Annotated in this window: 18 protein-coding genes; 11 read left to right on the top strand and 7 right to left on the bottom strand. The window is 74.4% G+C overall.

All coding sequences use genetic code 11. The annotated features are described in order from the left end of the window. Nucleotides 1-65: 65 nt before the first annotated feature. A complete protein-coding gene (locus AB7J25_RS03265; protein ID WP_428504835.1) occupies nucleotides 66-1,511 on the bottom strand; it encodes a flavin-containing monooxygenase in 1,446 nt (481 codons plus the stop codon). Between the two features lie 71 nt (nucleotides 1,512-1,582). Between AB7J25_RS03265 and AB7J25_RS03260 the strand changes: the two genes are divergently transcribed. From AB7J25_RS03260 to AB7J25_RS03240, 5 genes are all read left to right on the top strand, one after another. Next, entirely contained in the window at nucleotides 1,583-2,173 is a 591-nt protein-coding gene (locus tag AB7J25_RS03260; RefSeq protein ID WP_428504833.1) for a TetR/AcrR family transcriptional regulator, read from the top strand. 565 nt (nucleotides 2,174-2,738) lie between these two features. Next, nucleotides 2,739-3,482, top strand: a complete 744-nt coding sequence (locus AB7J25_RS03255; protein ID WP_428504831.1) for a siderophore-interacting protein — start codon at nucleotides 2,739-2,741, stop codon at nucleotides 3,480-3,482. A gap of 34 nt (nucleotides 3,483-3,516) precedes the next feature. Then, a complete protein-coding gene (locus AB7J25_RS03250) occupies nucleotides 3,517-3,750 on the top strand; it encodes a hypothetical protein (RefSeq protein WP_428504829.1) in 234 nt (77 codons plus the stop codon). Between the two features lie 154 nt (nucleotides 3,751-3,904). After that, nucleotides 3,905-4,633, top strand: coding sequence for a response regulator transcription factor (locus AB7J25_RS03245; RefSeq protein WP_428504827.1), 729 nt, complete (start codon nucleotides 3,905-3,907; stop codon nucleotides 4,631-4,633). After that, the gene (locus AB7J25_RS03240; RefSeq protein WP_428504825.1) at nucleotides 4,630-6,054 is read left to right on the top strand and encodes a sensor histidine kinase; all 1,425 of its coding nucleotides are present in this window, start codon (nucleotides 4,630-4,632) and stop codon (nucleotides 6,052-6,054) included. The genes AB7J25_RS03245 and AB7J25_RS03240 overlap by 4 nt, the downstream gene beginning before the upstream one ends. A 927-nt stretch (nucleotides 6,055-6,981) precedes the next feature. On the opposite strand, the gene AB7J25_RS03235 is transcribed toward AB7J25_RS03240, so the two are convergent. Both AB7J25_RS03235 and AB7J25_RS03230 read right to left on the bottom strand, forming a co-directional pair. Further along, nucleotides 6,982-7,665, bottom strand: coding sequence for a DUF899 family protein (locus tag AB7J25_RS03235; RefSeq protein ID WP_428504823.1), 684 nt, complete (start codon nucleotides 7,663-7,665; stop codon nucleotides 6,982-6,984). An 80-nt stretch (nucleotides 7,666-7,745) separates the two neighbouring features. Next, nucleotides 7,746-8,291, bottom strand: coding sequence for a sigma factor-like helix-turn-helix DNA-binding protein (locus AB7J25_RS03230; RefSeq protein WP_428504821.1), 546 nt, complete (start codon nucleotides 8,289-8,291; stop codon nucleotides 7,746-7,748). 69 nt (nucleotides 8,292-8,360) lie between these two features. Here AB7J25_RS03230 and AB7J25_RS03225 point away from each other — a divergent pair, with 69 nt between their 5' ends. The 3 genes from AB7J25_RS03225 to AB7J25_RS03215 all read left to right on the top strand — a co-directional run bounded on the left by AB7J25_RS03225 (nucleotide 8,361) and on the right by AB7J25_RS03215 (nucleotide 12,307). Beyond that, nucleotides 8,361-8,777, top strand: a complete 417-nt coding sequence (locus tag AB7J25_RS03225; RefSeq protein ID WP_428504819.1) for a MarR family winged helix-turn-helix transcriptional regulator — start codon at nucleotides 8,361-8,363, stop codon at nucleotides 8,775-8,777. Between the two features lie 123 nt (nucleotides 8,778-8,900). Further along, entirely contained in the window at nucleotides 8,901-10,199 is a 1,299-nt protein-coding gene (locus tag AB7J25_RS03220; protein WP_428504817.1) for a glycosyltransferase, read from the top strand. Beyond that, on the top strand, nucleotides 10,196-12,307 hold the full coding sequence (locus AB7J25_RS03215; RefSeq protein ID WP_428504815.1) for a glycosyltransferase family 39 protein: 2,112 nt from the start codon (nucleotides 10,196-10,198) through the stop codon (nucleotides 12,305-12,307). Before AB7J25_RS03220 ends, AB7J25_RS03215 begins: the two co-directional genes overlap by 4 nt. A 149-nt stretch (nucleotides 12,308-12,456) precedes the next feature. On the opposite strand, the gene AB7J25_RS03210 is transcribed toward AB7J25_RS03215, so the two are convergent. Next, entirely contained in the window at nucleotides 12,457-13,230 is a 774-nt protein-coding gene (locus tag AB7J25_RS03210) for a DUF2461 family protein (protein WP_428504813.1), read from the bottom strand. Nucleotides 13,231-13,517: 287 nt separating this feature from the next. Here AB7J25_RS03210 and AB7J25_RS03205 point away from each other — a divergent pair, with 287 nt between their 5' ends. From AB7J25_RS03205 to AB7J25_RS03195, 3 genes are all read left to right on the top strand, one after another. After that, nucleotides 13,518-14,864 carry an MFS transporter gene (locus AB7J25_RS03205; protein WP_428504811.1) on the top strand — a complete coding sequence of 449 codons (1,347 nt, stop codon included), beginning with the start codon at nucleotides 13,518-13,520 and terminating at the stop codon, nucleotides 14,862-14,864. Nucleotides 14,865-14,902: 38 nt separating this feature from the next. Then, on the top strand, nucleotides 14,903-16,498 hold the full coding sequence (locus tag AB7J25_RS03200) for an AMP-binding protein (protein WP_428504809.1): 1,596 nt from the start codon (nucleotides 14,903-14,905) through the stop codon (nucleotides 16,496-16,498). A gap of 92 nt (nucleotides 16,499-16,590) precedes the next feature. Continuing rightward, nucleotides 16,591-17,550: a sucrase ferredoxin gene (locus tag AB7J25_RS03195; protein ID WP_428504807.1), complete on the top strand. Its 960-nt coding sequence runs from the start codon at nucleotides 16,591-16,593 to the stop codon at nucleotides 17,548-17,550. Nucleotides 17,551-17,558: 8 nt separating this feature from the next. Here AB7J25_RS03195 and AB7J25_RS03190 read toward each other — a convergent pair whose 3' ends face one another. From AB7J25_RS03190 to AB7J25_RS03180, 3 genes are read right to left on the bottom strand one after another with little or no spacing between them, the layout of a single operon-like run. Further along, on the bottom strand, nucleotides 17,559-18,503 hold the full coding sequence (locus tag AB7J25_RS03190; RefSeq protein ID WP_428504805.1) for a fumarylacetoacetate hydrolase family protein: 945 nt from the start codon (nucleotides 18,501-18,503) through the stop codon (nucleotides 17,559-17,561). After that, a complete protein-coding gene (locus AB7J25_RS03185) occupies nucleotides 18,500-19,282 on the bottom strand; it encodes a cyclase family protein (protein ID WP_428504803.1) in 783 nt (260 codons plus the stop codon). Before AB7J25_RS03185 ends, AB7J25_RS03190 begins: the two co-directional genes overlap by 4 nt. A 32-nt stretch (nucleotides 19,283-19,314) precedes the next feature. Continuing rightward, nucleotides 19,315-21,069, bottom strand: coding sequence for a CocE/NonD family hydrolase (locus AB7J25_RS03180; RefSeq protein WP_428504801.1), 1,755 nt, complete (start codon nucleotides 21,067-21,069; stop codon nucleotides 19,315-19,317). Nucleotides 21,070-21,106 lie beyond the last annotated feature (37 nt).

The following is a 21,106-nucleotide window of genomic DNA, read 5'->3' as shown; positions in this document are numbered from 1 at the left end:
TGATCGCCGTTTCCGGGACATGAGGTGCACGGGCGCACCTCATGTCGCGGAACCGATGATCACTGCTATCCCACCAGCTCGTGGTCCGCCGGATCCACCTTCCGCGTCCGCCGCCGGAAGTCGAACGTGTAGCCCGGCCAGAGCGTCCGGTTGCGGCCGTCCGCGTCGAGATACCAGCTCATGCACCCGCCGGAGGTCCACACCGAGCCCTCGAAGCGCCGCTGGATCTCGGCGTTGTAGGCGTCCTGGCGATCCGGGCGGGTGTCGATGGCCACGGCGACGTGCGCGTCGACGATCCGCAGCGCGTCCAGCACGTACGCGAGCTGCGACTCGATCATGTAGACCATCGAGTTGTGGCCCAGACCGGTGTTCGGGCCGCAGAGGGCGAACATGTTGGGGAACCCGGCGAACGTCGTGCCGAGGTGGCCCTCGAGGCCGCGCTGGCCCGCGTCCGCGAGCTTCACCCCGTCCCGGCCGGTGACGGCCATCTGCTTGACGGTGTCACCGACCTTGAACCCGGTGCCGAAGATGATCGTGTCGACCTCGTGCGCGACGCCGTCCTCGGTCACCACCGCGTTCGCCGTGACCCGCGCGATCCGCCCGGTCTCGACGGCGACGTTCGAGCGGGTGAGCGCCGGGTAGTAGTCGTTCGAGAGCAGGATCCGCTTGCAGCCGATGGTGAAGTCCGGCGTGAGCTTCGCCTTCAGCTCCGGGTCCGCGGCGAGCTTCCGGTCCAGGTGCCGGCGGGCCACGGCCTCCACGACCGTCATCCTGGCGGGGTTCAGGAACCCGCCGACCAGCGCCTCGTTGCGCCCGTAGATCACCGCCCGCTGCAGCTTCTGCAGGATCGGCGCGACGGCGTAGGCGCGGCGCAGCCACGCGGGGATGCGGCGATCCGGCTTGGGCAGGATCCACGGCGGGGTGCGCTGGAAGAGCGTGAGGTGCTCGACGTCCGGCGCGATCCGCGGCACGAACTGGATCGCGCTCGCCCCCGTGCCGATGACGGCGACGCGCCGCTCGCGCAGGTCCTGGCCGTGGTCCCAGTGCGCGGAGTGGAAGGCGGTGCCCGCGAACGAGTCCAGGCCCTCGATCTCCGGGATCGCCGGCTCGTGCAGCGGCCCCGTGGCCCAGACGACGGCGCGGGCGCGGACGCTGCCGCCGTCGGCGGTGGCGACGTTCCACGCCGCGCCGTCCCACTCCGCTCCGGTGACGGTGACACCGAAGCGGAGGTGCTCGCGCAGCCCGTAGCGGTCCGCGATCCCCTCCAGGTAGGCGCGGATCTCCGGCTGGCGGGCGTAGAGGTGCGTCCAGTCCGGGTTGGGGGCGAAGGAGAACGAGTAGAGATGCGACGGGATGTCGCAGGCGCAGCCGGGATAGGTGTTCTCCCGCCAGGTGCCGCCGACGGAGCCGGCCTTCTCCAGGATCACGACGCTCCGGCCGGCCTCGGTGAGCGTGACGGCGGCGCCGAGCCCGCCGAACCCGCTGCCCACGATCGCGACGTCCACGGTCATCGCTGCCTCCTCCGGCTGGCTACCGGCGGTAAGTTACCACGGGTAAGTTACTTGCGGTAGGGTTCGCCGCCGTGGAGACGAGGGCGCCGAGGCGGCGCGTCGGGCGGGCCGAGCGCGAGCGACAGATCCTCGACGCCGCCGTCGCCGTCTTCACCGAGCGCGGCTACGCGGGGGCGTCGATGGACGCGGTCGCCGAGCGCGTCGGCGTCACGAAACCCGTGCTCTACACGCACTTCGGCTCCAAGGAAGGGCTGCTGCTCGCCTGCCTGACGCGGGCACGCGCAGAACTGCTGGAGGTCACCACCGCCGCGGTCGCCGCCGCGCGCGATCCCGAGGACATGCTGCGCCGCGGCATCCGCGCGTTCTTCGACTTCCTCGACGCCCAGGGTCCCGGCTGGACGGCGCTCTACGCCGAGCCGGGCGTGAGCGCCGACGCGATCGAGGAGATCCGCGGCCAGCAGACCGCGTTCATCGCCGCACTGCTCGCCGCCCAGGACCCGCATGCCGATCCGCAGCGGCTCACGGGCTGGGCGCAGGTCATCGTCGGCGCCTGCGAACGGCTCGCGCTCTGGCGGGACCGGGATCCGTCCGTGAGCGGCGCGGACGCCACCGAGTACCTCATGGACCTCGCCTGGACAGGACTGGCCGCCCGCCGCCGCTGACCGCCCCCGCCCCCGCCCCCGGCCCCGGCCCCGGCCCCGGCCCCGCGAGTTGCGCATCCCGCGGCGGCGAGTTGCGCATCCCGCGGCGGCGAGTTCCGCAACCCGCGGCGGCGAGTTGCGCATCCCGCAGGGGCGAGTTCCGCAATCCGCGGCGGCGAGTTGCGGATTCCGTCGGCCGCAACGGATACGCGGGCGCGAGCGTCGGCTACCCCGCCACCACCCCGGTCGAGCGCGAGGAACCCGTCTTCGCAGTGCTTCCGCACGCCTCGCAGGGGCTGCAGCGTCTGCGAAGCGCACGCGGGCCATGCGAAGCGCACCCAACCCCTGCGACGACAGCCGCCAGCCCCTGCGAAGCGCACCCGACCCCTGCGAAGCGCGCGCCGGGCCGTGCGAGGACAGGCCCGAGCCCCTGCGAGGCGGACCCGCAGCCCGGCGATCACAAGCACCGGCCTGCGACCACAAGCACGGGGTCTGCGTACAAGCGCAGCCCCGGCGACGACCCCGCACTCCGCCCACCCCGGCACCCACCACCACCCGCGACCGCGGGAACTCGGACAATGGGGCCGTGACCACCACCGCCCCCCGACTGCTGCAGGTGCGCCGCAGCGTCCGGATCACCCCGCGGATGGTCCGCGTGACCCTGCACGGCGACGAGCTGGCCGGCTTCCCCGGCGAGGGCCCGGACCGCCGGATCAAGATGTTCTTCCCCGTCGCCGGCCAGGAGCGCCCCGCCGTCCCGCGCGCCACGTCCGGGGGGCCGCTGTGGCCGCCCGGCGAAGCCCGCCCGACGATCCGGACCTACACGGTTCGCCGCTTCGACGCGGGCGCCGGCGAGCTCGACGTCGACTTCGTCCTCCACCACGGCCACGGGCCCGCCGCGGCGTGGGCGCGCGACGCGGAGCCCGGCGCGTGGGTGGGCGTCTCCGAGCCGGGGGGCCGGTACGAGCCGGACGGGGCGGCGCAGCACCATCTCGTCATCGGCGACGAGACGGCGCTGCCCGCCGTCGCCACCGTCCTCGACGCGCTGCCGCGGGGTGTGCCCGCACACGCCTACCTGGAGGTCGAGGACGCGGGCGAGGAGCAGGAGCTCCCCGGGAACGCCGAGATCCACTGGGTGCACCGCGGCGACCGGCCCCCGGGCGAGCCGCTCGCCGAGGCGGTCCGCGCCGCCGAGCTGCCGCGCGGGCGGGGCCAGGCGTGGCTCTCCGGCGAGTCGGGCTGCGTCAAGGATCTGCGGCTGCACCTGCTCGGTGAGCGCGGCTTCGACCGCCGCGCCGTCTACGCGACGGGCTACTGGCGCGCCCGCTGACCGCGTTCCCAGCGCGGTGCAGGACCACCCGACTGTGGCCTCCTGGGCGGCCGCCGACACCGCCGTGTCGGCCACGGTCGCCGCGGCGCTCGTTGGGGTGACCCAGCTGTACGCGAGCTGGGAGATCGTCGTCGCGATCGGGATAGCCGCCCTGTTCGCGACCGTCCGACTGCTCGCCGGAGCCGACCGCCGGTGGCGGCAGCCGCTGGCCGCGAGCGCTGCGAACCTCGGACTGCTGTGCAGCATCGGTGGCCTCGGGGTGGCCTGATGGACCTGGCCGCCATCCTCCTGGTGGGCACGCCGGTGCTCTGGCTGATCGGAGCCGCGCGCCGCCGGGCCCGCCGCTGACCGCACGTCCACACACAGCCCGCCCACAGGAACCGCCCAGCACCCCCACAGCCCGGCGGCGCACGATCGCTACCGTGACCGTCGTGCGGGACTCCGATCTCCACCGGCCCGACGGCAGCCCCGTGCGGGTGCTCGTCGTGGACGACGAGGCGACGCTGGCCGAGCTCGTGTCGATGGCGCTTCGCTACGAGGGCTGGGAGGTCCGCACGTCCGCGGACGGCCTGTCCGCCGTCCGCACGGCACGCGAGTTCCGCCCCGACGCCGTCGTGCTCGACGTCATGCTGCCCGACATCGACGGCCTGGAGGTCCTGCGCCGGCTGCGCACCGAGCTCACCGACGTCCCCGTGCTCTTCCTCACCGCCCGCGACGCCGTCGCCGACCGGGTCGCAGGCCTCACCGCGGGCGGCGACGACTATGTCACCAAGCCGTTCAGCCTGGAGGAGCTGGTGGCGCGGCTGCGGGGGCTCCTGCGCCGCGCCGGGGCCGCGGCCACACGCCAGGGCCCGGTGCTCGCCGTCGGCGACCTCACCCTGGACGAGGACAGCCACGAGGTGCGCCGCGGCGGGGACCTCATCGAGCTGACGGCCACCGAGTTCGAGCTGCTGCGCTACCTGATGCGCAACCCGCGCCGGGTGCTGTCGAAGCCGCAGATCCTCGACCGGGTCTGGAACTACGACTTCGGCGGCCAGTCCAACGTCGTCGAGCTCTACGTCTCCTACCTGCGCAAGAAGATCGACGCCGGCCGCGAGCCGATGATCCACACCGTGCGCGGGGCCGGGTACGTGCTGCGGGCGCCCGGATGAGTGGGCCGCGCTCGCTGCGGGCCCGGCTGGTCGTGGTGGTCGTGACGCTCCTTGCCGTGGCGACGGCGCTGATCGGCGCGGGCACCGCCGTCGCGATGCGCGGCTTCCTGCTCGATCGGCTGGACGACGAGCTGCGCGCCGTCGGCCGCGCGGTCAACCGCTCTCCGCCGCCGGACGCGCCCCCGTCCGACACCTCCGCCGGGCGCACGCGGATCAGCCTCGTCGGCCCGCCCCGGCCGGGCAGCATCACGGTGGTCGTCCGCGATCGGACGGCGGTGGCGTCCACCGCCGTGGACCGCGGCGGCGATCTGCACTCCGTGCCCGGGCCGCAGCTCGCGACGCTCGTCGGGCTCCCCCCGGAGGGGGTGCCGTTCAGCACCGACCTCGGCCCGCTCGGTGCCCACCGGATGATCGTCGTCCGCAGCGCGACCGGGGACGTCGTCGTCACCGGCCTGTCCGAACAGCCGGTGGACGAGGCCGTGGCGCGGCTCGTGGCGCTGGAGCTCGGCATCGGGCTGATCGTCGTGCTCGGCGCCGGGGTGACGGGCGCGGTGCTCGTACGCCGGGAGCTGCGTCCGCTGGAGCGGGTGGCGGCGACGGCGAGCCGGGTGAGCGCGCTGCCGCTGGACCGCGGCGAGGTGTCGCTGGCGGAACGGGTGGACGCGGTCGACCCGGCGACCGAGGTCGGGCAGGTGGGGGCGGCGTTCAACCGGATGCTCGACCACGTCGGCGCGGCCCTGCACGCCCGCCAGGAGAGCGAGACGCAGCTGCGGCGCTTCGTCGCCGACGCGAGCCACGAGCTGCGCACGCCGCTGGCCGCGATCCGCGGCTACGCCGAGTTGCTGCAACGCTCCCCCACGGACCCGGAGCACGCCGCAGGGCGCATCACGGCGTCGGCGCAGCGGATGAGCCTGCTGGTCGAGGACCTCCTGCTGCTCGCCCGCCTCGACGCGGGCCGCGAGCTCGACCGCGGGCCCGTCGACCTCACGCGGCTCGTCCTGGACGCGGTGAGCGACGCCCACGTCGCCGGCCCGGACCACCATTGGCGCCTCGACCTCCCGCCGGAACCCGTGACGGTCGTCGGGGACGCGACCCGTCTGGCACAGGTGCTCGCCAACCTGCTGGCGAACGCGCGGACCCACACCCCGCCGGGTACGGAGGTCGACGTGGCGTTGCGGGCGGACGGCGACTCGGCCCGGCTCACCGTCGTCGACTCCGGCCCCGGGATCGCCCCGGACGTACTCCCCCACGTATTCGAGCGCTTCGCCCGCGGCGAGGTGTCACGCTCCCGCGAGCACGGCTCGACGGGCCTCGGCCTCGCGATCGTCGACGCCGTGGTGGCCGCGCACGGCGGCACCGTCACCGCCGAGAGCGGGCCGGGCCGCACGGCGCTGACCGTCACGCTCCCCCGTGGCGGCTGATTGTCCGGGCCGCGCTGGAACCCGTGTTCGCGTGCCTGCCCCCCGGTCGCGCTGGAACACGTGTTCGCGTGCCAGCGCCCGGGGGCCGGGGGCCGGGGTCGGGGCCGGGGAACACATGTTCGCGTGCCAGCACCCCAGGTCGCGCTGGAACACGTGTTCGGGTGCCTGCGCCCGGGCCGCGCTGGAACACGTGCTCGCGTGCCTGCGCCCGGGCCGCGCTGGAACACGTGCTCGCGTGCCTGCGCCCGGGCCGCGCTGGAACACGTGCTCGCGTGCCTGCGCCCGGGCCGCGCTGGGACACAGCACCCCGGGCCGCCGTGGCACACACGTTCGAGCGCGCGCACATACCGCGCGGTGCCCGCACACACCGCCCACCGTATGTGCCACGACACCACGCCATGCGCCAGCGCTCGCACATATGTTCGAGCACACGCGGAACGCCCCGGCCCGCACCCGGCAGGGCATGCGCCCGCCGGCAACCCCCCGCAGCAACCGCCGTTACGGCCGTGCGCACGTCCACCCGGGCTGCACCGGAACGCATGTTCGCGCACCTACGGCCCGGGTCGCCGTGGAAACGTGTTCGCTTGTCGGCAGCCCGGTCGCCGTGGAGCACATGTTCGAGCGCCCGCACACATCGGTGCGCGCTCGCACACAACGCCCACCATGTGTGCCACGACACCACGCCGTGTGCCAGGTGTCGCACATATGTTCGAGATCTCGCCCGAGCGCGCCCGCGACCCCGGGCAGGGCCCGACCGACCGCCGGCAGGACCCGACCGCCCGCCGGCAAGGCCCGAGCCCCCCGCCCGCCGGCAGGGCCCGAGCCCCCCGCCCGCCGGCAGGGCCCGAGCCCCCCGCCGACAGCCCGCGGCACCCCACCACCGCCGTCCGCACTCCGCCCGCCGGGCCAGTACGCCACGCCGGGCGCTCAGCCGCAGCACCGTCGCGCCTGGTCCTCCTGGTGGTCGTAGTCGCCGTGGTGGCGCCACCACACGTACGGCGCGGAGCGCGGGCGCCCCGGCGGGGTGTCCTCCCAGGTCTCCTGACGGCCGAAGGGGACGAGGTCGAGGAAGGTCCAGTTGCTGCCGAGGGCCTCGACCCCGCGACCGGAGGTGAAGTACGTGCGGTACACCGCGCGGTCGGCCGGGACGTGCAGGAACACCGACAGCCCGAACCCGTCGCCGACGCCCATGGCCCGCGTGAACGCGGGCGCGGAGTACCAGGGATGGCTCCAGCCCATCCGCTCGCGCACCTGCTCGATCTCCTCGATCGGCGCGGGCGAGGTGAGGACGCGGCTCACGCCCCGCGCGTGGAGGTGGTCGGAATGGCCGAGGTTGTCGGTGAACATCGCACAGCCCTCGCAGACGTGATCGAGGCCCGGCTGCAGCATGAAGTGGTAGACGATCAGCTGCGGGCGCCCGTCGAACGCCTCCGAGAGCCGCACCGGGCCGTCGCGGCCGGTGAGCACGTGGTCGTCGACTCGCACCATCGGCTGGCGGCGCCGCGCGGCGGCCAGCGCGTCCCGCGCCCGGGTGGCCGCCTTCTCGGCGGCCAGCAGCTCGGCGCGGGCGGCCTCCCACTCCTGAGGTGACACGACGGGTGGCAGGGACATCGGCACTCCTCCTCGGGTGGTCGTCGGTGCTACGACGACCCGGGGTGGGCGAACTCATCGCCCCCGGCCGTTCGATGCCGTCAGGCACCGGCCGCGGCGGCGCCCTGCCCGCGGGCGCGCAACCGGACGAGCGCCCGGTGCTGGCGGACCCGCACGGTCTCGACGCTCGATCCCACGAGCGCGGCGACGTCCGCCACCCCCAGCCCGGCGGCGACACGCAGGACGAGGACGTCGCGCAGGTCGGCGGGCAACCGGCTCAGCACCGAGACCGCCGCGGTGGCCCCCGGGACCACCCGCAGCCGCCGCGGGCGGACCCCGCTACCCCGACCGGCCAGCGCGTCCTCCACCGAATCGGTGACGTCGCGGGCCAGCCGGTAGACCGCGACGAGGAACGCCGCTCCGTCCGTACCGGGCAGGAGCGCGGCGACGCGCTCACCGATCTCGTCGGCAGCCTCGTCGGCCGCCGGGCCCGCGCCGAGCCTGCCCCTGCAGTAGCGCACCACGAGCGGATGCAGCACGGCCAGCACCCGCTGCCGTGCGACCTCGTCACCCTCCACCGCCGCGGCGACGTCCGCCGTGCCGGGCAGTTCCGGTCCCCCGTCCCCCGTCGGAGTCATACGAACCATCGGTACTCCGGGATAGTGGAGCATGTCAAACATTGAGGAGTACCGATACATGCGTGTTACCGTTTCTCCGTGAGCACCGCGGACGATCGGGAGCTCCTGGAGCTGTACCTTCAGGTCGCCCGCGGACTCGGCGCGCAGCTCTACGAGGTCGCGGTCCGGCACGACCTCACTCCCGTCCAGGCCATGACGCTCAGCCATCTCGGGGACGGCGGCGTCGCCACCAAGGAGATCGCGGCGCGCCTGTGTTGCGATCCCAGCAACGCCACCGGCATCGTCGACCAGCTCGAACGCCGCGGCCTCGTGCGCCGCACCACCCCGCCGGAGGACCGCCGCAAGCGCGTCGTCGTGCCCACCGACGACGGGCGCGCGGTCGTCAGCGGCCTCCGCGAGGCCATCGCCTCGACCGCGGGCCTCTTCGACCGCCTCACCCCCGACGACCGTACCGAGCTGCGCCGCATCCTGGAGGTCCTCGCGGCCTCAGCGTGAGGACCGAGCGTGAGGACCGAGCGTGAGGACCGCGTGAGGACGGCCTGAGCACCGGCCGAGGACACAGCTCGTCCACAGGTTCGTCACAAGCCTCGGACAGCGGCGATCGACATCGTCGGGGCCATGAGAGCCCAGCCCCTGCTCGCCCCGCGGGACCGGACCGGCGAGGAACCGCCGGTGCTCGACGTCGTCGTGCCGGTCTTCAACGAGGAGACCGACCTCGAGCCGTCCGTGCATCGCCTGCACGCCCACCTGGCCGGGCTGCCCTACCGGTTCCGCATCACGATCGCCGACAACGCGAGCACCGACGCCACGCCCGTGATCGCCGTACGCCTCGCCGCCGAGCTCCCGCACGTGACCGTGCTGCGGCTGGAGGCCAAGGGCCGCGGGCGGGCGCTCGCAACCGCGTGGGGTGCCTCCGACGCCGACGTCCTCGCCTACTGCGACGTCGACCTGTCCACCGATCTCGCCGCGCTGCTCCCCCTCGTCGCCCCGCTCGTCTCCGGGCATTCCGACCTCGCCATCGGCACCCGCCTGGGCCGCGGCGCCCGCGTCGTGCGCGGCGCCAAACGCGAGGTGATCTCGCGCGCGTACAACCTGCTGCTGCGCGGCACGCTGGCGATCGGCGTCAGCGACGCCCAGTGCGGGTTCAAGGCCATCCGCGCCGACGTGGCCCGCCGCCTGCTCCCGCTCGTGCGGGACACCGGGTGGTTCTTCGACACCGAGTTGCTCGTGCTCGCCGAGCGGGCCGGGCTGCGCATCCACGAGGTGCCCGTCGACTGGGTCGACGACCCGGACAGCCGCGTCGACATCCTCGCGACCGCGCTCGCCGACCTGCGCGGAATCGCCCGGCTCGGCCGCGATCTCACCACCCGTCGCCTGCCCCTGCACCAGCTGCGCGACCTCGCCCGCGGCGCTCCCGCACCGGAGGTGTCCCAGCCCGTGACCGGACAGCTGCTGCGCTTCGGCGCCATCGGTGTCGCGTCGACGGTCCTGCACGCCGTCCTCTACCTGATGCTGCGCGGTGCCCTCGGCCCGCTCGGCGCGAACCTGGTCGCGCTGCTGCTCGCGACCGTCGCCAACACCGCCGCCAACCGCCGCCTCACCTTCGGCGTCGTCGGCCGCGAGGGCGCGGCCCGCCACCAGCTGCAGGGCCTGCTCCTGCTCGGTGTCGGCCTGGTGCTGACCACCGGCTCGCTCGCGGCGCTGGGCGCCTGGTTCCCCGGCGCGGGGCAGGCCGTCGAGGTGGCCGTGCTGGTCGCGGCGAACGCCCTGGCCACCGTCGTCCGCTTCGTCGCGTTCCGGACCTGGGTGTTCCGCGACGACCCGGCGGCCCGCGACGGCTCGGCCACGCCGGTCGCCGCGGCGCCGCCCGCCGGCTCCCTGCACACCGTCACGTCGCTCCCCGAGGACGCCCGATGACCACCACCCTCACCCGGCCCGCCGCCGCGCCCGTCGACCCGTCCCGCGCGCCGCGCCGGTGGGATCGGCCCGCGCTGGTGGCCCTCCTGGTCGCCACGGCCGCGCTCTACCTGTACAACCTCGACGCCAACGGCTGGGCCAACAGCTACTACTCCGGCGCGGTGCAGGCCATGAGCCAGGACTGGACGGCGTTCTTCTTCGGCTCGCTGGACCGCTACAACGTCGTCACCGTCGACAAGCCCCCGGGCTCGCTGTGGATCATGGCCCTGTCCGCGCGGTTGTTCGGGGTGTCCTCGTGGAGCATCCTCGTCCCGCAGGTCCTGATGGGCGTCGCCGCCGTCGGGGTGCTGTACGCCGCGGTGCGCCGCGTCTCCGGCCCGAACGCGGCCCTGCTCGCCGGGGTGATCCTCGCGCTGACCCCCGTCGCCGCGCTGATGTTCCGGTTCAACAACCCCGACGCGCTGCTCGTCCTGCTCATGGTCGTCGCCGCGTACGCGGTGGTGCGCGCGACGGAGATCGCGAGCACGCGCTGGCTGCTGCTCGCCGGCCTCGTCATCGGCTTCGCGTTCCTCACGAAGATGGCGCAGGCGTTCCTGGTGCTACCCGCGTTCGTGCTCGCGTACGCCGTCGCCGCCCCGACCGGGTTCTGGCGGCGGGCGCGCCAGCTCGTGGGGTCGGCGCTGGCCGTCGTCGTGGGTGCGGGGTGGTGGATCGCGATCGCGGCGCTCTGGCCCGCGGCGTCGCGGCCCTACATCGGTGGCTCGGAAGGCGACAGCGCGCTGCAGCTCGCGCTCGGCTACAACGGGCTCTCCCGGCTGTTCGGCGGTGTTGGCCGCGGCGGCGACGCAGGGGCGGTGGCGCGCGGGGTCACCGGCGGCATGCCCACACCGCCGCCCGGGAGTCCGGCGGCGACGCAGTTCGAGTTCGGCCCGGGCCCCGGCGGGGGCGGGTTCGGTGGCCAGGCGGGGATCCTGCGGATGTTCGGCGAGACGGTCGGCGGGCAGGTGAGCTGGCTGCTGCCGGCGGCGTTGGTGCTGCTCGTGGCGGCCCTCTGGGCGCGAAGGCCGGCGCCGCGCACCGACCCCGTCCGGGCGTCGCTGATCCTCTGGGGCAGCTGGACGATCGTCACCGCGCTGATCTTCAGCCTGATGGAGGGGATCTTCCACGAGTACTACACCGTGGCGCTCGCCCCGGGGATCGCGGCGCTGGTCGCCATCGGAGGGCACGAGCTGTGGAGCCGTCGGGGGTCGGTCGCCGCGCGGGTGACGCTCGCCGTCGCGGTCGCCGGGACGGCGGCGTGGGCGTGGGTACTGCTCGCCCGCACCCCGGACTTCCTGCCGTGGCTGCGGTGGGTGGTCCTCGCAGCGGGCGCCGCCGGCGCGGTCGCGATGCTCGCCGCGCGACCGGGCCGGGCCGCCGCCGCTGTCGGCGCTGTCGGCACCGTCGGCACCGTCGGCACTGTCGGCACTGTCGGACGACGCTGGGTGGCGGGGATCGCGCTGGTCGCCGCAGCGGTCTGCGGGCTCGCGGGGCCGGCCGCGTACACGGTGCAGACCGTGGCCCAGGCGAACACGGGATCCCTGCCTCACGCGGGACCACGCGCGGACGGCGGCACGGGGGCGTCGCGCAACCTCTTCCGCGGCGGCGAGCCCGAGGTGTCCGCGGAACTCGTGGCGCTGCTGCGGGACTCGGGCACGAAGTGGTCTGCCGCCACGACGGGCGCCCAGACCGGCTCCGCCCTGCAGCTCGCCAGCGGTACCGCGGTGATCAGCATTGGCGGCTTCATGGGCTCGGACCCGGCACCGACGTCGGCGGAGTTCCAGGCGATGGTCGCGGCGGGCGAGGTGCGCTACTTCGTCGAAGGTGGTGGCATCGCGGGATCCCGTGGACCCGGTGGTACGGGCGGTCCCGCACCGGGCACCGGCGACGCCTCCGGCCCGGGCAGCTCCACCGCGGCCGCGACCACCGTCGACGACGGCCGGGTCTCTCGTGGCCCGGGCAGGGGCGGCCCCGGCTCGGAGATCGCGCAGTGGGTCCGGGAGCACTACGCCCCCGTCACCATCGACGGCCAGACGGTCTACGACCTCGCCGACCCGCTCCCGGCCTGATCCGGAGCCCGACCAGGGCCGGGCCGGCGGGGCGGCCCGGCCCACCCGGGCGCCGGTGCTCGCGCGCACCCCTCGCCGCGGCACCGGCGCCCACCGCGAGCGGCGCACTCGCCCACGGGGAGCGGGCGGTGCGCCGCTCGTGGATGCCCTCAGGCCGGCCCGACGATCTCGTCGAGCCAGGCGACCAGCGGCTCCGCCGCCCGCCACGCTTCCCGGACCCGGTGCAGCGGCTCGCGCGTGCCGAGCCACTCCCCGGCGGGCCAGGACCGGCGCACGAGCAGCGCCCGCCGCCGCAGCAGGTCGGCGTGCGGATGCGTCGCCGGCACGCCACGCGGCGTCCGGGTCAGGAGCCGGGCATCGTCGGGGACGACGCACCGCGCGGCGAGGTCGGCGAGGATCGCCGCCAGCCGCGCACCCACGGCGGTGCCGGCCGCGTCGGTGGGATCGACGTCGCGGCCCGGACCGGTACCCGCCGCCCCCGGCCCAGCGGTAGCACCGTCCACCGGGGCAGCACCGGCCCCGCCCAGCGCGGCCCGGTAGGCCTGCAAGGCCGGGCCGTCGAACGCGAACCGCCCGACCTCGACGGTCAGCGCCGATCCGGACAGCACCACCGCCCGCGCGGTGCCGCCCGCGCTGTGGCAGACCCCGCCCGCGTCACAGCGGTAGGGCGGCGCGTCGGGGCGGAAGCGGCGGTCCCGGTACGGCCGGAAGATCCGCAGCTCGCCGAACTCGGCCGCGAGCTCCGCCGCCAGCGCCCGCAGCGGCGGCAGCACCGCCTCGGTGTGGCGATGCCGCTCGGCGGACCAGAACTGCGCGGTGTTGTCGGCGGCGAGCTCGGTGAGGAACGCCGTGGCGTCGGCGGGCCAGCCGCGGAACCCGGATGCGACGACCGTGGCGCCGTCGGTCACCCCCACATCTCGCATCGGGCCCACCTCGGCCGTGTTCGATCGGATCATCGTCTCCCCCTCGGATTCGGGCCGGGCGATCCCGGCCCGCACACCGACGCGCCGCAGGCGCCCGCGGTTCCACCGTTCGCCGATCTCGTGACGGCCGAAAGCCCCCTCCTGCGCGGGTACCGGCACACCCGTTCGGCCCTTTACCGTCCCCGCGCGGGCGACGGGGCACACGCGCCGGCGAGACGAACCCCGGTTTACGGATCTCGCGACCGTGGGTATCGCACCACCCGATCCAGCGAAAGGGCTCTCTACCGATGACGACTGCACGGGAACGCAGCGCGACGCTCGACGAACGGTCGATACGCAGGATCGCAGGCCTCAGTCTCGTCGGCGCGAGCGTCGAGTGGTTCGACTTCTTCCTGTTCGGTACGGCCGCAGCACTGGTCTTCCCGCGGCTGTTCTTCCCCGGCGAGAACGAGTTCGCGGGCCTCCTGGCGTCGTTCGCGGTGCTGGGCGTCGGGTTCGTGGCGCGGCCGCTGGGCGGGATCCTGTGGGGCCACTTCGGCGACCGCGCCGGGCGCAAGAAGGCCTTCCTCGCAGCGCTCATGACGATGGCCGTGGCGAGCGTCCTGATCGGCCTGCTGCCCACCTACGCCGCGATCGGCATCGCCGCGCCGATCCTGCTGACCCTGCTGCGGTTCACGCAGGGCCTCGCCGTGGGCGGCCAGTGGGGCGGGGCGGTCCTGCTCGCCACCGAGTTCGCGCCGAAGCACAAGCGCGGGTTCTACGGCAGCTTCGCGCAGATCGGCGTCCCGATCGGCGTGCTGCTGGGCGTCGTCGCGTTCTTCCTGCTCGGGATCTCGATGGACCAGGCCGCGTTCGACGCCTACGGGTGGCGCATCCCGTTCGTCGCGAGCGTCGTGCTCGTCGCCGTGGCGATCTACGCGAAGAACCGCCTCGAGGACACCCCGGCGTTCACACGGCTGCAGCAGCTCGCCGCCGAGGACCCGCAGGCGCAGGCCGCGCAGCAGCGCTCGCCGGTGCTCGAGGTGATCCGCCACCACTGGGGCCGGATCCTGCTCGCCGGGGGCGCGTTCACCGTCGTCAACACGACGTTCTACCTCTACATCACGTTCATGCTGTCCTACGGCACCAAGACCGTCGGGATGAGCCAGCCGGAGGTGCTGATCGCGATCGCGATCGCGTCGGTCGTCCAGATCCCGGCATTGGCGATCTTCGCCGCGATCTCGGACCGGATCGGGCGGCGCACCATGTACATCGCGGGATCGGTGGCGACGGCGCTGTGGGCCTACCCGCTGTTCCTGCTCGCCGACCTGGGCTCGCTGTGGTCGATGACGGTCTCGATCACGGTCGCGCAGCTGGCGCTCTCGATGATGTACGGCCCGCTGGCGGCGTTCTTCTCGGAGATGTTCACCGCGAAGCTGCGCTACAGCGGCGCGTCGCTCGGCTACCAGCTCGGGGCGCTCCTCGGCGGCGCGATCGCCCCGCTCCTGGCCGTCTACCTGCTGCAGGTCACCGGCGGCACGAGCGCGATCTCGATCTACATCATCGTGGTGTCGGTGCTCGCGATCGCCTGCACGCTCGCGCTCACCGAGACCTACCAGAACGAGATGGAGGACACCGAGCCCGCGAGCACCTGAGCAGTGCCGTCCGGCCGCGCCGGTGCCACCCTGTCCTCATGATCGGGGACAGGGTGGCGGCCGTCGTGGACGGGATCGCCGGCAATGCCCGCGCGCTCTGCCTGATGGGACGCTCCGGCGTGCTCGGCCCGGTGCGGCCGGACCGGGTCGCGCGGATGGCGGTGGGCGCGCTGCGGTTCGGCATGACCCTCACGGCGGGCTACGTGGCCGCCGCGGCGCGCCATCCCGGGCGCACGGCGATCGTGGACGACCACGGCCGGCTCACCTACGCCGAGGTCGCGGACCGGTCCCTGCGGCTGGCGCGCGGACTCACGGCCCGCGGCCTCGCGCCGGGCGGGCGGCTCGGGGTGCTGTGCCGCAACCACCGCTGGGCGATCGAGGCGCAGATCGCGGCCGGGGCGGCGGGCGCGGACGTCGTCCTGCTGAACACCGGCCTCTCGGTCGCGCAGCTGCGCGAGGTGGCCGAGGAGCAGGACCTGCGGATCCTGGTCGCGGACCCGGAGTTCGACCTCCCCTCCGGCCCGGTCGCGATCCGCACCGGCGACGGGATCGAGGCGCTGATCGCCGCCCCCGGGGACGCCCCGCTGCCGCTGCGCCCCGGCGCCACGCACACCATCGTGCTGACGTCGGGCACGTCGGGCCCACCGAAGGGCGCCCGCCGCCCGTCCCCGGGCAGCCTCGCCCCGGTCGGGGCCATCCTGTCGATGATCCCGTTGCAGGCCCGGCGCCCCGTGCTGGTCGCCGCTCCCCTGCTGCACGCCTGGGGGCTCGCGGCGCTGCAGCTGTCCCTGCTGCACGGCGCCACGGTCGTCCTGTCGGCGCGGTTCGACCCCGCCCGGATGCTCGCGCTCGCCGAGCGAGAGCAGGTCGACGCCGTCTTCGCCGTACCCGTGATGCTGCAGCGGATCATGGAGCTGCCCGCGGCACAGCTCGACGGCGCGTGGCGCGCCCATGCGCCGCGGATCGTCGCCGTCAGCGGCTCGGCCCTGCCCACCGGGCTCGCCACCGCGTTCATGGATCGCTTCGGCGACGTCCTCTACAACCTCTACGGCTCGACGGAGGTCTCCTGGGTGAGCATCGCGACGCCCGAGGACCTGCGCGCCTGCCCCGGCACCGCGGGCCGCGCGCCGGCGGGCACGCGGCTGGCCGTCCTCGGCGAGGACGGCCGCGAGGTTCCCACCGGCACGGACGGCCGGATCTTCGTCGGCAACGACATGCCGTTCGAGGGCTACACCCGCGAGGGCTCCGACGTCGAGCGGCACGCGGGCCTGCTCGGCACCGGCGACGTCGGGCACCTCGACGCCGACGGCAGGCTCCACCTCACCGGCAGGGCCGACGACATGATCGTCAGTGGCGGGGAGAACGTGCACCCGGGCCCGGTCGAGGAGCTGATCGCGGCGCTGCCCGGGATCCGCGAGGTCGCGGTCGTCGGGGTGCCGGACGAGCGGTACGGGCAGCGGCTCGCCGCCTACGTCGTCCCCGAGCCGGGCCACGAGGTGGACGCGGACGGCATCCGCGGCCGGGTGCGCGACGAGCTGGGCCGCTTCGCGGTGCCGCGCGACGTCGTGGTGCTCGACGCGCTGCCCCGCAACACCACCGGCAAGATCGTGAAGCGGGAGCTGCCGGCGTCATGACCCCGTTCGGGGGTACGCACACCGGCCGATCGCGCGGCCCGAAAGGGTGGTCCCGGGCATGAAGTTAGGGTGCCCTGCGCTAACGTGTCGGGGTGGATGCCGAGCCCGCCCCCGCGGTCCGGTGCGCAGTGCTCGCCAGGGCCCTCGAGGAGCCGCTGGCCGGCACCGCACCGGTGGCCCGGCGCTGGCTGTGCGTCGAGCACCCGGGGGCATGGCCGCGGCGCGTCTCCCAGCATCCCGATCCCGCACTGCGCCACCTCGCCGAGCAGGCCCTGGCCGCCGGGTGGCGGCCGCTGCTGATCCGCCGCCCCGGGCGCCGTCCCCGCGCCTCGGGTCCCCTGACCGTCCTGCTGGCGGACACCGACCCCGCCGACCCGCGCGTCAGCCGCCTCGTCCTGCCTCCGGGCCGGCTCGGGTCGCTGCGGCTGCCTGGTCCGGAGGAGCCGCTGCCGGGCACGCCGGTCCGCGACCCGCTGCTCCTGATCTGCACGCACGGCCGCCGCGACGTCTGCTGTGCCCTGGACGGCCGCGCTCTCGTCACGTCCGTCCTCGCCGGCAACCCGGAGATGGCACCGAACGTGTGGGAGTCGAGCCACCTGGGCGGGCACCGCTTCGCTCCCACCGCGCTCGTGCTGCCCACCGGCTACCTGTACGGCCGGCTCGATCCGGCCACCGCGGTGGACGTCGTCAAGGCGGCCGCGCACGGCGAGATGGAGCCGCTGCTGTGCCGGGGACGCTCCACCTGGCCTCCGGAGGGCCAGGTCGCCGAGATCGCCGTCCGGAAGGCGACCGGCCTGCGCGAGGCCGTGGCGGTGCGGGTGGAGGAGTGCACCACGACGGTGCCCGCCACGGTCCCGCCGGGCCACGCGGCAGCGCCCACCGTCGGCATGAGCCAGGTCCTCGTCTCCGCCGCCGACGGCCGCCGCTGGCTCGTCGACGTGGTGCAGGTGGCCCCGGACCGCACGCGTCCCCCGTCCTGCGGAGCCGATCCCACCCCGGTCGCGCGGCTGCGGCCGGGCGTCGTCCGCCTGCTGCCGACCGTCGCGTCGTAGTCGGCAGGTCAGGGTAGGAGAGGTCGCCGGGGATCGCCCCGGCGGGCGCGCGGCACGGCGTGCAGGGGCGGGCCCGCGGTCACGGTGTTCTGGAGGGTGCCGAGACCCTCGACCGTCATCCGCACGGTGTCGCCGACCTGCAGCGACGCCGGTCGCCCCGGTCCGTACCAGCCCCACAGCTCGGCGAGGCAGCCGCCGCCGCACGTGCCCGACCCCAGGACGTCCCCGGGACGGACCCAGGTTCCGCGGCTGGCGTAGGCGATCAGCTCGGCGAACGTCCAGGCCATGTTCGCGAGCGTGTCGCCGCCGATCCTGGTCCCGTTGACGTGGACCTCCATGCCCAGGTCGTAGCGGCCGTCGCGCTCGTGGGCGGCGAGCTCGTCGGGGGTGACGAGCACCGGCCCCAGGGTGGTCGCGGTGTCCTTGCCCTTGGCGGGGCCGAGCCCGACGCGCATCTCGCGACCCTGGAGGTCGCGGGCCGACCAGTCGTTGAGGATGGTGAAGCCTGCGATGTGGCCCGCCGCCTCGGCAGGCGAGAGGTTGTAGCCGGCCCGGCCGATGACGGCGGCGACCTCGAGCTCGAAGTCGAACACCTCGCACCCGGGTGGCATCGCGACGGCGGCGCCCGAGCCGATCGCCGCGTGCGGGTTCGTGAAGTAGAACGCCGGGGCCTCGTACCAGGCGTCCGGGACCTCGCCGGTCCCGGTGACAGCGCGCAGGGCGCCGGCGGTGTGCTGCTCGAAGGTGATGAAGTCCCGGATGCTGGTCACCGGGACGGGCACCTCGAGCACCGCCTCCTCGTCCCAGCCGAGCCGCTCACCGGTCGACGCACCCGGCGTGCCGGCACCGAGCACGGCGAACGGGTCGGCGTGCTCGTCGAGCAGCGCGATCCGGTCACCCTGGACGAGGCCGAAGCGGCGGGCCCCGTCGACGGTCAGGCTGCCGAGCCTCATGCCTGCTCCCCGTCGAGGATGGCGACCGCGCGGGTCCACCCGGCGGACGCGGCATGGATCTTGACCGGGAAGCAGGACACCTGGAAGCCGCTGGCGGGCAGGCGTTCCAGGTTGTGGAGCTTCTCGAGATGGCAGTACCCGATCTCCCGCCCGGCCCGGTGCCCTTCCCAGATCACCGACGGATCCCGGTCGACCGCGAAGCGGGCGGCGGTGTGCACGAACGGGGCGTCCCAGCTCCACGCGTCCGTGCCGGTGAGCCGCACGCCGCGTTCGAGCAGGTACAGCGTGGCCTCGCGGCCGATCCCGCAGCCGGAGGACACGTAGTCGTCCTGCCCGTACCGCGTGCCGGCGGACGTGTTGACCACGACGATCTCCAGCGGGGACAGCTCGTGGCCGATGCGGTCCAGCTCGGACTCCACGTCGTGCGCGGTCACGACGTAGCCGTGCGGGAAGTGGCGGAAGTCGAGCTTGACCGCAGGCTGCAGGCACCACTCGAGGGGGACCTCGTCGATGGTGATCGCGCGGGAGCCCCCGTCCATCGTGGAGGCGAAGTGGTAGGGCGCGTCGAGGTGGGTGCCGTTGTGCGTCGTGACGTGCACCCGCTCGATCGCCCAGCCCTCGCGGTCCGGCAGGTCGTCGACCGTCAGGCCGGGGAAGAACGCGACGAGCTCCGCCGCCGTCTGCTCGTGCGTGTAGTACTCGATCTCGGGCAGGTGCCCGGGTGGATCCGAGGCGATCCCGGCCCGCAGCGGGACGGACAGGTCGATCAACGTGCGCATGGTCTTCCTCCACGTCGTCGGGGTGGTGCGGCTCAGCAGGGCTCGCGCGGGGGTATGACGGGCAGCAGGATCGAGCAGCGCCCGCCGGGGCCGCTGTGCAGCGTGGTGACCCCGTCGAAGGTCCCGGCCGGCCGGTCCTGCGGGTCGTCGTGGACGAAGACCCCGTTGCCGCGCTGCTCGATCCCGTAGAGCACGGGCCACGGCCCGTCGCCGGGCATCTGGAAGTCGCACCCGGAGACCGTGACCCCGAGCCGGTATCCCGGCGGGACCACGATGGAGGTGGGCCAGATCTCCACGTCGAGGTCGACGGGCTCGCCCGGCGTCAGCGGGAGCGTGCGGGTGTGCGGGTGCCAGGGCCGGTACGGCAGGCTGCGCTCCTCGTCGAGCTCCCGGTGGGAGGCCCGTAGCCAGCCCACGCCGAGCACCCCGTGCGCGTCGATCGCGGAGACCAGCGAGACCTCGCGGCCGTCGGGGTCGCGCACCCGCAGGGTCACGACGAGGTCGGCGTCGGTCGTGGAGGAGCCGACGCGCAGGGTGGCCGCGGCGGGCCCGGTGATCTCGAGCTGCTCGGCGAGCGGCTCGGTCCAGAAGTCGAGCCCCGGCCCGGTGGCCGCGAAGTCGGCCGACCGCTCGGCCGCCGGCTCCGCCGTGGCGAGCGTCCCGCGGGCGGTGTCCAGGTGGAACCGGGTCCACCGCGTGCGGGCGAGCGGCCACTCGTACTCGTCGCGGCCCTCGAAGGTGCCGTCGACGCGGCGCACGTTGAGCCGCACCGGCGGCTGGCTCTCCCACCCGGTGGGCTCGCCGGCGAGGAAGTGGCCGAAGAACCGCTTCTGCAGGGCGACGCCGTAGTCGGTGTAGAACTCGGCGTAGTGCTCGTTGCCGTGCACCTCGAGCCACTTCTGCGGTGACGCCACCGCGGTGAAGCCCTCGAAGTTGCCGCGCGTGTGCAGGTGGTGGGCCCAGTTCGCGGCTGAGAGGACGGGCACCTCGATGCGCGAGAGATCGGGCGTGCGCGCCCGGCTGAACTCGTCGAGCAGCTCGCGCGCCTTCGCCTCCCCGATGGTCTCGACGCGGTTCGCCGCCAGCTCGGCCTCGGTCGACGTCGGTGGTCCGGCGACGAGCTCACCGGTGTGGCGGTTGCGCCTGCCCCGCTCACCCACGCCGTGCTGCACCGTGAAGATCTGGTGATCCTGCCACGCCTGGCCGAAGCGGCACAGGATCCCGCCGTGGCGGTTGAGCTCGCGGTAGAAGTCGGTGAAGCCCTCCCAGGGGCAGATCGCCGCGAGGTGCGGCGGCCGCAGCGCGGCCACCGCCCACTGGTTGGCCGCGTAGTAGGAGATCCCGAGCAGGCCGACCCGCCCGGTGGACCACTCCCGGGTGCCCGCCCACTCGATCGCGTCGTAGTAGTCGCGGGCCTCCTGCGGGCTCAGCATGTCCAGCAGGCCCGCGGAGCGGCCCGCACCCCGGGAGTCCACCCGGATGCAGACGTAGCCGTCCGGCACCCACTTCTCCGGGTCGACCGTCTCCCAGACCTGGTAGGCGTTCGTCGAGCCGGCAGGCGCGTCGGGGTACGCCGCGGCGAGCCGCTGCCACATGCCGGCGAACCCCTCCTGGAACGCGAGGCCCTTGCCGTAGGGCCCGAGCGTCATGAGCACCGGGTGGGCCGCATCGTCGTCGGGGCGGAAGACGTCGGCCCGCAGGACCGCGCCGTCCGACATCGGGACCGGCACGTCCCAGTCGATCCGCATCCCGTCCACCGCCTCGCTGCGGGGGGCGATCCCGTCCATCGTTCCTCCAAAGTCGAGTCAACTTGCGTTAGCAGTG

It is taken from the genome of Pseudonocardia sp. (assembly GCF_050246655.1).
Taxonomy (GTDB): Bacteria; Actinomycetota; Actinomycetes; order Mycobacteriales; family Pseudonocardiaceae; genus Pseudonocardia.
Note: the sequence above shows the minus strand (reverse complement) of the source record. Positions and strands in the feature narration are given on the sequence as shown.